The sequence below is a fragment of the Paenibacillus sp. PK1-4R genome, assembly GCF_030369595.1.
Classification (GTDB): Bacteria; Bacillota; Bacilli; order Paenibacillales; family Paenibacillaceae; genus Paenibacillus.
Map to the genome: position 1 here is coordinate 6014664 of NZ_CP126535.1, position 13630 is coordinate 6028293.

The 13630-nt window shown below is 44.8% G+C and carries 12 protein-coding genes; 10 read left to right on the forward strand and 2 right to left on the reverse strand.

The features are described from left to right. Positions 1-9 precede the first annotated feature (9 nt). The gene (locus QNO02_RS26270) at positions 10-1014 is read left to right on the forward strand and encodes a Gfo/Idh/MocA family protein (protein ID WP_289390427.1); all 1005 of its coding nucleotides are present in this window, start codon (positions 10-12) and stop codon (positions 1012-1014) included. A gap of 20 nt (positions 1015-1034) precedes the next feature. Further along, a complete protein-coding gene (locus QNO02_RS26275) occupies positions 1035-1982 on the forward strand; it encodes an aldo/keto reductase (RefSeq protein ID WP_289390428.1) in 948 nt (315 codons plus the stop codon). 270 nt (positions 1983-2252) lie between these two features. On the opposite strand, the gene QNO02_RS26280 is transcribed toward QNO02_RS26275, so the two are convergent. Both QNO02_RS26280 and QNO02_RS26285 read right to left on the reverse strand, forming a co-directional pair. Next, positions 2253-3272: a Gfo/Idh/MocA family protein gene (locus tag QNO02_RS26280; protein WP_289390429.1), complete on the reverse strand. Its 1020-nt coding sequence runs from the start codon at positions 3270-3272 to the stop codon at positions 2253-2255. A gap of 55 nt (positions 3273-3327) precedes the next feature. After that, the gene (locus QNO02_RS26285; protein ID WP_036606781.1) at positions 3328-4104 is read right to left on the reverse strand and encodes a sugar phosphate isomerase/epimerase family protein; all 777 of its coding nucleotides are present in this window, start codon (positions 4102-4104) and stop codon (positions 3328-3330) included. 198 nt (positions 4105-4302) lie between these two features. Between QNO02_RS26285 and QNO02_RS26290 the strand changes: the two genes are divergently transcribed. The 8 genes from QNO02_RS26290 to QNO02_RS26325 all read left to right on the forward strand — a co-directional run bounded on the left by QNO02_RS26290 (position 4303) and on the right by QNO02_RS26325 (position 13594). Then, positions 4303-5133, forward strand: coding sequence for a helix-turn-helix domain-containing protein (locus QNO02_RS26290; protein WP_076253526.1), 831 nt, complete (start codon positions 4303-4305; stop codon positions 5131-5133). A 241-nt stretch (positions 5134-5374) separates the two neighbouring features. Further along, positions 5375-6076, forward strand: coding sequence for a response regulator transcription factor (locus QNO02_RS26295; protein WP_289390430.1), 702 nt, complete (start codon positions 5375-5377; stop codon positions 6074-6076). A gap of 20 nt (positions 6077-6096) precedes the next feature. Beyond that, the gene (locus QNO02_RS26300; RefSeq protein ID WP_289390431.1) at positions 6097-7539 is read left to right on the forward strand and encodes a HAMP domain-containing sensor histidine kinase; all 1443 of its coding nucleotides are present in this window, start codon (positions 6097-6099) and stop codon (positions 7537-7539) included. 101 nt (positions 7540-7640) lie between these two features. Next, the gene (locus QNO02_RS26305) at positions 7641-8399 is read left to right on the forward strand and encodes an ABC transporter ATP-binding protein (RefSeq protein WP_249913235.1); all 759 of its coding nucleotides are present in this window, start codon (positions 7641-7643) and stop codon (positions 8397-8399) included. Positions 8400-8401: 2 nt separating this feature from the next. Continuing rightward, positions 8402-10804, forward strand: a complete 2403-nt coding sequence (locus QNO02_RS26310; protein ID WP_289390432.1) for an ABC transporter permease — start codon at positions 8402-8404, stop codon at positions 10802-10804. Between the two features lie 139 nt (positions 10805-10943). After that, a complete protein-coding gene (locus tag QNO02_RS26315) occupies positions 10944-11177 on the forward strand; it encodes a hypothetical protein (RefSeq protein WP_289390433.1) in 234 nt (77 codons plus the stop codon). Between the two features lie 266 nt (positions 11178-11443). Continuing rightward, positions 11444-12409, forward strand: coding sequence for a hypothetical protein (locus tag QNO02_RS26320; protein WP_289390434.1), 966 nt, complete (start codon positions 11444-11446; stop codon positions 12407-12409). Positions 12410-12442: 33 nt separating this feature from the next. Next, positions 12443-13594 carry an outer membrane protein assembly factor BamB family protein gene (locus tag QNO02_RS26325; protein WP_289390435.1) on the forward strand — a complete coding sequence of 384 codons (1152 nt, stop codon included), beginning with the start codon at positions 12443-12445 and terminating at the stop codon, positions 13592-13594. Positions 13595-13630: the final 36 nt, after the last annotated feature.

The window sequence follows — 13630 nt, forward strand, 5'->3', positions numbered from 1 at the left end:
ATACAACACATGAATTCAGTTCAAAAATTGCGTTGGGGCATTCTTGGTAGCGCTAGCATTGCTGTGGAATCCGTCATTCCAGGCCTGCAGCAATCCGAGTTGAATGAAGTAACCGCGATTGCTAGTCGAGACGAAGATAAAGCCAAGCAAACGGCTGAACAACTTGGGATCGACAAGGCTTATGGCAGTTATGAAGCTTTGCTCGCTGATGATTCCATTGATGCCGTATATATCCCACTGCCGAATCATCTGCATCGGGAATGGACGATCCGTGCTGCTGAAGCAGGCAAACATATTTTGTGCGAAAAACCACTGGCTCTGACAGAACAGGAAGCTCAGGAGATGGTTCAAGCTTGTGCAGATGCAGGTGTACATCTGGCTGAAGCATTCATGTACCGCCATCATCCACGATATGAGCAGATCAGGGATATCATTGCCAGCGGTGAGATTGGTGAGATTCGTGGTATGCACAGCACATTTTCATTTAATAACTCCAATGCATCCGGCAATGTCCGCTTTCGGAAAGAGTGGGGTGGAGGTGCACTGTATGATGTCGGATGTTATTCCATCAGCGTAGCACGTCTGCTGCTTGGTCAAGAACCAAATGCCGTTACCGTTATTGGCATGTTCTCCCCACAGCATGATCAGGTCGATATGATGGCTTCCGGACTGCTGGAATTCAATAATCACATTGGCGTGACGTTTGACAGCAGCATGTGGGCAGCCTTCCGCAACACGCTGGAGGTATTGGGATCCGACGGGATTATCGAAGTCCCTTCGGCATTTGTCAGCGGACAGGACCGCAGTTCCAACTTCTATGTAACGGCTGGTGGTGAACGCAGAGAGATTGAAGTCCCACAAGTGAACCACTACTCTCTACAGGGAGATGATATGGCACGTGCTGTACTTCAGGGTAAGGATCTGCGCTTCTCCCCTTCCGATGCGGTAGCTAATATGAAAGTGCTGGAAGCTTGTCTTCGTTCAGCGGAAGAACGTACACGAATTACACTATAATTGAGAGGATGAACTGACTTATGGAATATATCGAAATTGCTGGTGCAGGTAAACGTGTCTCCAGATTGATTAAAGGAACCGATTATTTCGTGCATGATGCCTACGATAAAGCAGCTACGAACATGGATGCTTTTCTGTCGATTGGCGGTAACACCGTAGATACAGCACATATTTATTGTGGTGGACAGAGTGAAGAAGTCCTTGGTCGTTATATGAAAGAACGTGGTAACCGCGACCAGATCGTCATTCTCACCAAAGGCGCACATCATGACCAGAATGGGCCACGCGTGAACGCTGATGCCATCCGCAGTGACTTGATGGAAAGTCTGGAGCGTCTTCAGACAGATCACGTAGAGATGTATGCCTTGCACCGGGATGATCCAAATACTCCTGTGAGTGTTATTCTTGAAGCATTGAACGAACATATTGAATCCGGCAAAATCGGCGCAATTGGCGCCTCCAACTGGACTTGGCAGCGGCTCGAGGAAGCTAATGCATATGCTGCGGCAAATGGCCTGAAGGGCTTCACATTCAGCAGTCCAAATCTCAGTCTCGCCAAAGCAAACGAACCGTTCTGGGAAGGCTGTGTGTCAGCAGATGCAGAGACGCTGGCATGGCATGACCAAACCAAGCTGCCATTGCTATCCTGGTCCTCTCAAGCGCGTGGTTTCTTCACTGGACGATTCACACCTGAAGTTCGGGATAACGAAGACCTGGTGCGTGTATTCTACAGTGATGGCAACTGGGAACGGTTGCGCCGGGCTGAACAATTGGCTAATTCGAAGAAAACATCACCTATTCAGATTGCACTCGCCTATGTATTGAATCAGACTTTCCCAACCTGTGCCCTGATCGGTGCCCAGAATCAGGCGGAGCTGCTGTCCTGTGACGAAGGTTCCCGCATCACGCTTACTCCTGCTGAAATAACATGGCTGGATCTGGGCAGTGATGTACCGGCTGGCATCTAAAGAAAGTTAATCATTATATCATTAATTTTAATGACTCTAAGGGGCTGATATTACGCGATAGCGCATAATATCAGCCTTTTCTGTTATGCAAAAGCGATCCACTATTGTAAAACCTATTGCACAATTACCGTATCCCTGTTCACTTTCCCCCCACTTGCCCGGGAACAAATAAAGAAGGACTTATCCCAGAACACTTCTCTGAAGATAAGTCCCTTATATCATAGATTAAGCCATATAGAATGTTAGAAATTGCACTGTCATTTGTATGGATTACAGTTTAACGATCTGACCTGTTTTCTCGGATTCGAATGCTGCCAAGATCACTTGCAGGGAACGCAAGCCCTCTTCCCCGGAAATCGCTGGAGGTGTTTTGGTTACAATCGACTCTACAAATGCGTCAATTACACCACTCGGTACTTGTTTCTCGTTGGTAGCCATGGCACCAACTTTGTACGTCTCAACTGTGCCATTGGTCAGTTCAACGATAACTTCATCGCCTTCAACTGTTCCGATCTTCATGACACCATTCTCGCACCACAGAACAGTACTGTTGTCTCCAGCTCTGTATTGTGTCCAGCTCGCTACGAGCGTTCCGATCGCTCCGCTCTTCATACGCAGCAAACAAGTTGCGTTATCGTCAACCTTAGTGCCTTCTTTGTGCAGTGTGCTGATGAAACCAGCCACTTCAGATACTTCATCATTCAGCAAGTAACGGATAAAGTCTGATTTGTGCACGCCCAGGTCACCCATAGCGCCCATAATAGCTTCTTCTTTACGGAAGAACCAACTTTCAGCTCCGTCCACACTCCATCCTTCCGGACCTGGGTGACCGAATGATGTACGGAAATTCAGAACTTTTCCAAGTCTGCCGGAGTCGAGAATTTCTTTTGCTTTTACGTGAGGAGGCATCAAGCGCTGGTTGTGTCCAACCATCAGATACACGCCATTTTTCTTGGCAGCTTCGATCATTTGCTCGCCTTCTTCAGTGGATACTGCCATTGGTTTCTCAACCAATACATGCTTGCCTGCATTTGCAGCAGCAATCGCCATTGGGGCATGCAGATAGTTCGGTGTACACACACTAACGGCATCCACCGTTTCGTTTGCAAGCAATTCCTCGTAATTGGAATACGCTTTACCGCCGTAAGTCTCGGCCATCTTCTCCGCACGCTCCACAATCGGATCGGCAAAAGCGACAAGTTCTACGTTCTCATTGGCAGCGTACTCTGGAATATGTCTGCGCTCGGCAATGGCTCCACAGCCGAATACAGCAACTTTAATTTTACTCATGTACATAAGTCTCCTTTGACAAATAGATTAGCATTTTTCATGGTTCGATGGCCCATTAGAATTGGTTCAGGTAGTTTTCTTTCAACCAGTTGTAGCTGTTGGATACGCTCTCAAGCGGAGGGTTCTGACATACGTCTTGTTCCACGATCAGCCATTCTACACCTGCATTCGTAGCGCCTTCAATAACAGCTGGCAGGTCAACCGAACCTTGTCCCAATTCCAGTGTTTTCATCTGGCCCTGTTCGTCTTTGCTGAAGTCCTTCAGATGAAGCAGCGGCAAGCGACCCGCATATTTATTAATATACTCGATCGGATTTTGTCCCGCAAATTGTACCCAACATACGTCCATTTCCACTTTTACCGCTTCCGGTGATGTTTGAGCGAACATGGCATCAAAGGCATTGGCATCGCCAACCTGGCCGTGGAATTCAAAGTCATGGTTATGGTATCCGAAGATCAATCCTTGTTTCGCTGCTTCAGCTCCATATTGTTGTAACTCAGCGAATAGCTTGGTCCAACCTTCTGCATTCTCAGGACGATCTTCTGGCATCAGGTAAGGACAAATGATATATTGTGCACCAATTGTTTTCAGGTAATCGATTTGTTTTTGCAAGTCTTCGCGCATCGCATGTAGTGAAACGTGGCTGCTGAATCCTTTCAGTCCAAGTTCATCTAGTAGCGCTTTCATTTCCTCAGCTGGAATATCACCATATCCGGCAAACTCCACACCTTCATATCCAAGGGCCGCTACCTTACGCAACGTACCACGAAAATCTGCTGCAGTTTCATCACGGAGTGTAAACAATTGCAAACCAATATTAAGTTTTTTCATGTAGGATACACCTCTGTTCTCAAATTTGCTTTCATTGCTCTATCTGGTATCATCCTAACGCAAAACAGGCTAGAATGAACATATACAATATAGTCAGAACATGAACTATCTGATCAAATTTTATTTCCATCATTTTGCATCTATTGAATGTAGCCCATTTGAATGCATGCAGGATGTACATATTGGGGGATTTTATCTTTGGATACGTTAGAGACATCTGTACTGATCTGTGACTACTCATACCACTATAAGGCGTTCACACATAATATGAAGGGCGAGCTGCAAACCTATCTGTTCCGTCTGCAGACTGAAGGCTCGTGCAAGGTGTATGTACAGGATGAGGAATTCAGGATGACAAGCGGGGACTTGCTGCTCTTAAAGCCTGGTGATGACTACCATCTCGTTGTAGATGAACCACATAAGGAAGGACGCTTGTCCAGCGGAGATTATTATCTGTTCTGCGAGGGCAGCTGGATCGAGAACTGGTGGAAAAGGCAGCATCGATCTACCGTGAGCCGAATTGGACTTGATGATAAACTCATCAGCCTGTGGAGAAATATGTTACTTGAGAAACGTCGCGGACCTCTTGAGGAAAATGCGGAGCTAAAGGATGCGTTATTGCGCGGATTATGTCTGTATATTGACCGGGCAATTAAAGAGAATATTCAGACCGATCGGGCAGTTTCCTCTGCGCTGAAGTTAAAACGTTTTATTGAGGAGCATGCCACGGTTACGTTCAAGCTTGATGAAGCGGCACGTTATGCAGGACTCAGTCTGTCACGTGCAGTCCGTTTATTTAAGGAACATTACAATCAGACCATGATTCAATATGCGATTGAGATCCGTCTGAATGCGGCGCTGGAACGAATGAAATACAGTGAAATGACACTGGAGCATATTGCCGAATCCTGCGGTTTTGCAAGTTACTCCTATTTCCACCGGGTATTCCGGGCGCACTTCGGTGTGTCTCCGGCGGAGTATCTCAAATCCAGACAGCATGAGCCTATCGATGATCTGGAGCATGTGTGACGAGCAGTATCAGATCAGAAACCCATGACCTTAAAGAGGTTCATGGGTTATTTTTGATACAGTAAACTGTAATCAGCTTTTAGTGCGAATAGAAGTCAGACCATTTTTATAAGAATGAAGTTCAATTCAATATTTTTTTATGTGACTCCCACAGAACAAGACTGTACAATTATAGAGACAGTCATTTTACAAATTCATACATATATATTCGATTAACATCTATCATACTGGAGCGATACATATGCTAACCCACCAGCGCAAAGTCCTCATCATCGAGGATGAATCAGATATTTCGCGCATTCTGCGAGATTATTTAACCAAAAATCAATATGAAGCCGCCGTGGCAGCCACTGGCCAAGATGGACTTCAGATTATGGAGCTTATTAAACCAGACTACATCATTCTGGACATTATGCTTCCGGACATGGACGGGATTGAGGTCTGTCGAGAGATTAGACGGCGCAACAATATCCCCATCCTCATTCTAAGTGCCAGAGGCAGTGATACCGATAAGGTACTTGGTCTTGGCTTTGGAGCAGACGATTATATGACGAAGCCCTTTTCGCTCAGCGAATTGTTAGCACGGATTAATGCCCACTTCAGGCGTTATGACAGCATGACATCAGATCGGGACAGAACAGATCTACTGCATCTTGGAAACCTGGTGATTGATAAAAAAGCCTATAAAGTTACTTTGAACGGATCGGAAGTTTCTCTGTCCGCCAAGGAATTCGAATTACTTCATTATCTGGCAAGCCATAAGAATCAGGTGTTCTCCAAAGCCCAGTTGCTTGACGCCATCTGGGGATATGCAACCTACGGCGATGAAAATACCGTAACCGTATACATTCGCAGACTGCGTGAAAAAATCGAGGCAGATGCCTCGCATCCGACCGTTCTGAAGACGGTATGGGGTGTCGGTTACAAATTCAATTACGAATAAGTGAGATTGGAGGCTCCCACATGTCATTGAACAGCTGGTCCAAACGCTGGTTGTTAACAACACTTGGCCTTCTCATTATTATCGTTTTAAGTATCCTTGCACTGTCGATGATGCTGTTACAAGATCGAAATTCAGGCGAATCCAATCTGTCCCTGAATCAGGTTCGACTCAAGGTCAATCCGATCTTACTCGCTTTGGAGCAAAATCATCAGCATCTTAATGAACAAAATATTCGTGAAGACATACATTCCACCGCCAGAGAGACCGGAGTTCTACTTACCTATCTAAACTTGGATGGAAAAGTCATTCTGTCCTCCGACCCCACCTCTGAAGGAACGCAAGTTAATCTGCGTACAGCTCTTCATTATGATCTGCATCATGCCACGCAGGCCGCGGACGGTAATGATTTGCTTGATATTGCGTTTCCCGTGATGGACGGACCGATGGGAAGTCAGATCGGTAATGCCATCTTTTCCATCCCCCAAGCCATGGTTACGGTTCAGCAATCGATGACTTTTCCGGTTATATTGATTAGCGCACTCATGCTCCTGTCACTGATTCTGAGCTTATTTCTATTCTGGATGAAACAAAAACTGGACAAACACCTGCTCTCTCCCATCCATCAATTGAAGCAACATGCGGAATCCATGCTTAAAGGCAATTATGAAGAAAAAATTCAGTACAACCGGAACGATGAATTGCTCGAAGTATATGCCATGTTTGATCTAATGCGCACGGAGATTAAACATATGAGCGAGCAGCGTATTCAGCAGGAACAAGCACAAAAAGAACTCATCACCAATATATCTCATGATATTAAAACACCAATTACCACAATAAAAGCATACATAGAAGCTATTGAGGAAGGACTATGCAACGATCAGGAGACGCTGATGGAATATATGGGAGTCATGCGGACCCATACGGATAAAACGGCACGCCTTGTGGAGGATCTGCTGGTTCATGCACTTCGGGAATTGGGGCAGATTTCGGTGGAAACCCGTGAAATGTACAGTGGGCCTATACTGGAGACGATGTTGAAACCTATTGAACATGTTGTCCTAACAAAGGGGCTTATCTATAAAGGACCCAACTACATCCCCAATGTGTTAATCGCTATCGACCCCACTCGAATTGAACAAGTCATCTCCAATCTTGTCGCCAATGCCCTCAAACATACAGCTCAGGGAGATACGATACGTATAGACACGGAACTGGAATCTGGGCATTTGAAAGTGACCATCACCGACTCGGGTCAGGGCATACGTGTACAGGACATGCCGTTTGTTTTCCAACGTTATTTCAAAGGCCAGGCGAGTCATGCAGACCAACATGTGCAGGAAGGTACAGGGCTGGGTCTTTCCATCTGCCAAAGCATTATTGAAGCACATGGAGGCCATATTTCCTTTACTAGTAAAGAAGGCCAAGGTACAACCTTCCGGTTCTATCTGCCGATCTGCTGAGCACCCTCCACAGCTGTAATACTTTATTCATAATTTGATAAGGCTTCCTCAACATCCCTCCTCTAGAATGAATCCTATACTGCACTCGGGAGTGATTCGACTTGTCCAAAAAAGTGATTATCCGTGCACAGAATCTGTGCAAAACATACAACAGCGGAAGTGAACAACATCATGCCATCCGTAATGTTGATCTTGACATCTATGAAGGGGAATTCACAGTCATCATGGGTAACTCTGGCTCTGGCAAATCAACCCTCTTATATCTGCTAAGCGGACTGGATCAGATTACAGCAGGTGAGGTCTATTTTCGCGACCAGCGGATTGACGCTTACAGTGAACGCCAAATGTCCGACTTCCGCACCCGCCGGATCGGTTATATCTATCAAAGTATCAATCTGGTCCCAGACCTTTCCATCAAAGAGAACATTGCTTTACCGGGATATATCGCAGGAAACAAAAAGAAGGACATCCAATCCCGCGCTGCTGAGCTGATGAATGCCATGGATATTGATGGACAGCGTAACCGCCTCCCCTCCCAAACTTCCGGAGGACAGCAGCAGCGAGCTGCGATTGCACGGGCTTTGATCAATTCACCGGATATCATTTTTGCGGATGAACCGACCGGAAGCTTGAATATGGAACACGGCACAGCTGTTCTCGATATCCTTACAGACCTCAACCGGAAAGGACAGTCCGTTGTTATGGTGACGCATGATATCAAGGCCGCCTGTCGGGCAGATCGCCTGATCTACATTTTGGACGGCAAGATTGGCGGAATCCTTGAGTTTGACACCTATGACGAACATCAAATTCAGGATCGTGAAGCGATTATCTTCGCTTTGGTTACGGGGAAGGAATAACGATGGCAGTCATGTTTAAACTTAGCTTGTCGTATCTGAGTAGGAACAAAATACAAAATGCGTTGATTGCGCTGCTTATTTTGCTGTCTACCCTACTGGTATCCACATCTGTCATCATTCTGGCCAATACGGGTAACCAGTTCAAGGAAATGCATAGTCGGACCAACGGGTCCCATCAGATCTTGACGTTCGACAAAGGACTGAATGATCCCCAAACTGTGCATGGCTGGTGGGCTTCCCAGAACGGTGTTCAAGTCTCACCTTTGCTTACTTACCGCATCTTGTCGGGCATCACTTTTGGCGGCACTGACATCCCTAACCTTTATCTGTACATGATGAATACCCCGCCTCCTCCGTGGAGTGTAGATGAACTTGTATTTGCAAGTGGTACACAGCATTCGGCTCCTGAACAAGGAAGCGTATGGATCCCAACTTCCATGGCGAATGGCTATAACATCACTGTTGGTGATACCATTCAATTCAAAACGGGATATTCCACACTTGACCTCGCAGTCTCAGCTATTGTTGTGGATGTTCCTTATGGAGCACCGTTCACCAATACGGCAAGAATTTGGATGAACAGTACGGATTACCAAAATGATCTTAGTACGCTTGCAGGAAAAGATATTCACATGATGGGCATCCATTTTGATGATTACAGTACGAACTCCAGCTACTGGGATCGTTATACAAGCGAGACAGGTGCCCCATTTCTGGAAACCAAAATGGAATTTGAAAGTATCTCATCCTTTTATCTGATCATCAATCAGATCGTTGGGTTCATTATGATATTCTTAGGGGCCGTCATGATGATTATTGCCCTCATTACGATTGGCTTCACCATATCCGATGTCATTCTGGCCAACTACAAAACGATAGGTATCCTTAAATCGCTGGGAATCACTTCCCGGGGCACCATTGGTACCTACGTCATTCAATATGCCCTGCTGTCCATCATCGCCGTTCTTCCCGGGCTGGTACTTAGCGTATTCGTCTCCAAATTCATCATCAACATCTCCGTATCGTCCCTGCGGACTGGCCAGGGTGATCTTCCAATTGAGGGCATTGGAGCTGCTATTGTTGTAGGGCTGCTGTTACTCGTCTTGGTTATTGCATTTGTTGTGTTATACGCCAGAAAAGCTCGCACGATCGAGCCTGTTCAGGCCATTCGGTATGGTATGTCGGAGAGCGACAATGTACGCATGGCGCGACGAATGAATTCACCGCTCGCAAACCGGGTCTTGTTTGGACGATTGCCCGTCTCTTTTGTAATCGGCATACGCAATTTGATCAAAAACAGCAAAAGCTCGGTTCTGATGTTATTGCTCACAACGATGGCTGCTTCCGTACTTGTCCTCGGCTATGTTGTACTGACCAGCATTACCGGAATCTATCAGACGGCAGCCAAATGGGGTTATGACAATGCTAACATTGCTGCAGTTGTTGTGAACAAAACTACGTTTCCGAGAGCAGAGCTGCAGAGCGCATTGGAAGAAGACCCTCGCATCAAAAATGTGGGCTGGCAAGGGAACATCACCGGAGTTATCCTTCCAGATGATTCAACCGACGTGGCCAGCCAGTCTACCAGTCTTTATCTAAGAGTACTGGATGGAAGCTATCAAGATCTTGGTTTTGAGACGTTGAGAGGAAACAATCCGGAACTCGAAAATGAAATTTCAATCGGGGTTAGTGTTGCCAAGATGTTAAACAAGGATATGGGAGATCTCATTGATCTCTACATTGAAGGAGAGAAGCGCACGTTCATGATTTCGGGCATCTATCAGGCCATCTCCGACTTGTCGGTATCCGGAAGAATCACAGCTCAAGCGGTTCGAAGCGTGAATCCGGATTACGGAGATGTAAATGTGGCGTTTATCAATGTCAACGATCCTTCACAGGCAGGAGCCATTGCTAACCAATTGAATGAGCGGTTCAAAGACTCTGCTTCCATCGTCACGCAAAAAACGCTGCTGGATTCCGTTTATGCAGAAGCTGCAAGCATTCTTGTGTACCCCATGGCTCTAATTGGTCTGCTGTTCATTTTGGTTACATTTATCATTATCTTCAGCACCTGCCGGATCAGTATTCGCAAAGAGAGCAAGACGTATGGCATTTATAAGTCGATTGGAATGACATCCGGTAGTATTCGGTCCTCTATTACACTGGGAGTCGTATTGTTATCCCTGATCGGTTCGATGTTTGGCGTTATTGCTGGCGTGTACCTTCTTCCGTTGTTGCTTGAAAAGGTACTCTCCGGATACGGTATTGTACAAATCCCGTTGGTTCTGAATTGGTGGGGGATTATACTTTTCTCTTCTCTGAGTACCCTTGCAGCAGCTTTTGGCTCCTGGAGATCATCCAAGGTAATTCGTCAGGCATCCCCGCGCATTCTTGTTATTGAATAACATGCAGCAGACAGACATTAAAATACATGACAATATATTTCAACAAAACTCTAAATCCGACACAGAAATAGTCCTATATACCTAGCAATGATAGATATGATAGACTTAATGGCATACTATGGTAAAGGAGTTAATTTCTTTGTACAACAAAAATAAAACGAGTAAATTGTTGAAGTGGATAGCCTGGATTAGCATCATTCTATCCATTATTGTCGGTATCCTCGTTGGGCAAAATGAGTTCAATGGCTTTCAATGGTCTTTGACTCTTCCAGTTATGATGAACGGTATTGTAGCAGGACTATTGTTACTAGGTGTTGCGGAGATCATACGGTTGGTGCAGGATATTAAAAATGAAACGGTAGGTCCAGATTAAGTTTGACCTCGATTTTTGTTAAGGAGCTGTTTATTTTGAAATGGTTTTGTATTCGATTTTGTTTATTGATCAGCATCCTGAGTGTAGGATTGTTGTCGGTTGGCACGCCTTCGGCCTGGGCTAGGACCGTGCCACAACTTGAATGGGTCAAGCAGGTCGATTCTGGCCAATGGGGGGATGGATTCACTCCGCATTACTTCAGACTGGATTCGTCCGGCAACCTAAACATTCTGGTGAGAAAGGTTGTGAATGAGGACCTCATTTATGTGGAGAACATTAGTGGCGAAACCGGGGACATCCGATGGTCCAAGCCAGAATCTGATTATGGTTCAACTAGTGATGGTTACATGTATACTTTCAAACCTGCTGAAACTGATGACTATGAAAATAGATTAGATGATATTATTACGGTCTCGGATCTGACAACCGGTAAACCGATATGGTCCTCAATAAACCCTTACTTTCGTGAAGGTCAGTCCTCAGATTTCACCAAAAACGGAACAGTTTATTCTTTCACTTATCACAAAAACAAATATGTAACTCTTTATTATTATGATGAACAGGGACATCGAAGCAAAAAGCTTGTTCTCCCCTATATGCAATATTACACAATAGAAGGCAATTTTATTTTAGGTCAACCGGGCAACAAAAGTCCGTATACTCATGTTTTTAATCTTTCTACAGGTAAGAAGCTAACGGTGCTGACCAATGAAACAACCTTGCCCTACGGGAATAGGGTTACGGACGATGGAACCCTAATAACCCGGAAGTTTATCAATAACCGTGAACTTGAGTTGAGGGCGTACTCGCCTACGGGAGCTTTGAAATGGAAGTATGATTTTTCTTTTAAAAAGGGGCCTCCCGAGATATTTATCATCCATAATCGTGTGCTGTATCTGGAACAAACCGCAGGCAATATCATGCTTATGAATTCGGATGGAAAATTCATTACAGGAGTCAATGAAAATTCCTTCTACATGCAAGGTGAGCCAAATAGCCCTCTAAAAATGGCAATCGATTTACAGAGTTTTATGTATATCCAATACACCGAACAGGGAATAGAACTCGTGATTAGAGATTCAAATAATCTGAGAGAGCTCTATCGGGTGTCACAGAACGATTGGAACGATGTACGGTTTAATCGAGATGAATTGTTCCTCAATAAGCAAAATGAATTATTTTTCCTGCCTTCTGACGGGCAGACGATAAGAAAGTATCAGTTACTTCCATAATCCAGAGAACATTACATAAGGAGTCTACCAATCATGAGTTTAAAGCGAATCAACTATTGGCTTATAGCCAGCCTATGCTTCTTCCTTGCAATCCCATCCGAGCCAGCTCTGGCTAAAGATCTGCTGCAATTGCAATGGGGGTATGATATTACCAACGGTGGACAGAGTGCAACAAGCTCATATTCAATGAAGAGTGTTACAGATGCCATGGGGAATGAAAGTCTGCTCGTAACTAAAGTAGACAAGAATAATGATTATTATATCGACAGTGTGGATGCCAAAACAGGGGAGCTACTTTGGTCGATTCCAACGGACAACGAGTACACGCTATCCGATGATGGATATATGTTTATTTTCCACGATAATCAAGTCAATGCCAAGCATATAGCTACGGGCCAGATCCGTTGGACAGCTTCTCTGCCCGGACCGCCAGAAGATTGGAGACTATACTCGGCTGAGTCAGCCATTCCAGGCGAAAATGGAAGTTTGTATGTGATTGCAGACTCTGATGATTCAAAAAGCAGTACACTCTACTATTATGATACCAACGGAAATTTAAGCCGAAAGTTCAAGGTTCCATATTTTATGCAACAGATTCATGGTGATGTGATTGTCGGCAGTACATTTGGCGATCATCCCGATTTATACTTGATTAGCCTGACAACCGGAAAAAAAATTAAAACGATCACTGGTGGTAGAGGTTACAATGGGATTAAGAGTCTATCTGACGGCACATTACTATATTATAATATCTACAAAAAAACATTAACGCTTAAAGGCTATAACAGCACGGGGCAGCTAAAGTGGACAAAACAACTTCCTTATAAAGAAAATTCAACAGAGCTTTTTGCATTGAAAGATCGGTTTATATTTGTGGATTATAAAAATAAACGAATCAAGCTATATTCATCTTCAGGTAGATTAATTGCTGAGAAGGCATACCTGCCAGTATCATATCCCAATATGGCTTTGGATGGCACAAGTTTGATGTTTACATCTGAAAAGAATGACGAAGATGAACTAGAACTAATTATTATGGACACAAGCAACCTGAACGTTTTGTACACTTACAAAAATGGCGAATTTGATTTTAATAAGGAACGTCTATTTTTAAATAACACAACGGGTCTGTACATCCTAAGCGACGAAGGTCGTACCTTAGTTAGCACTCAGTTAATTAAATAGCTTAATCAGAAGCAGCAGACGAGGAATGTCCTCCCT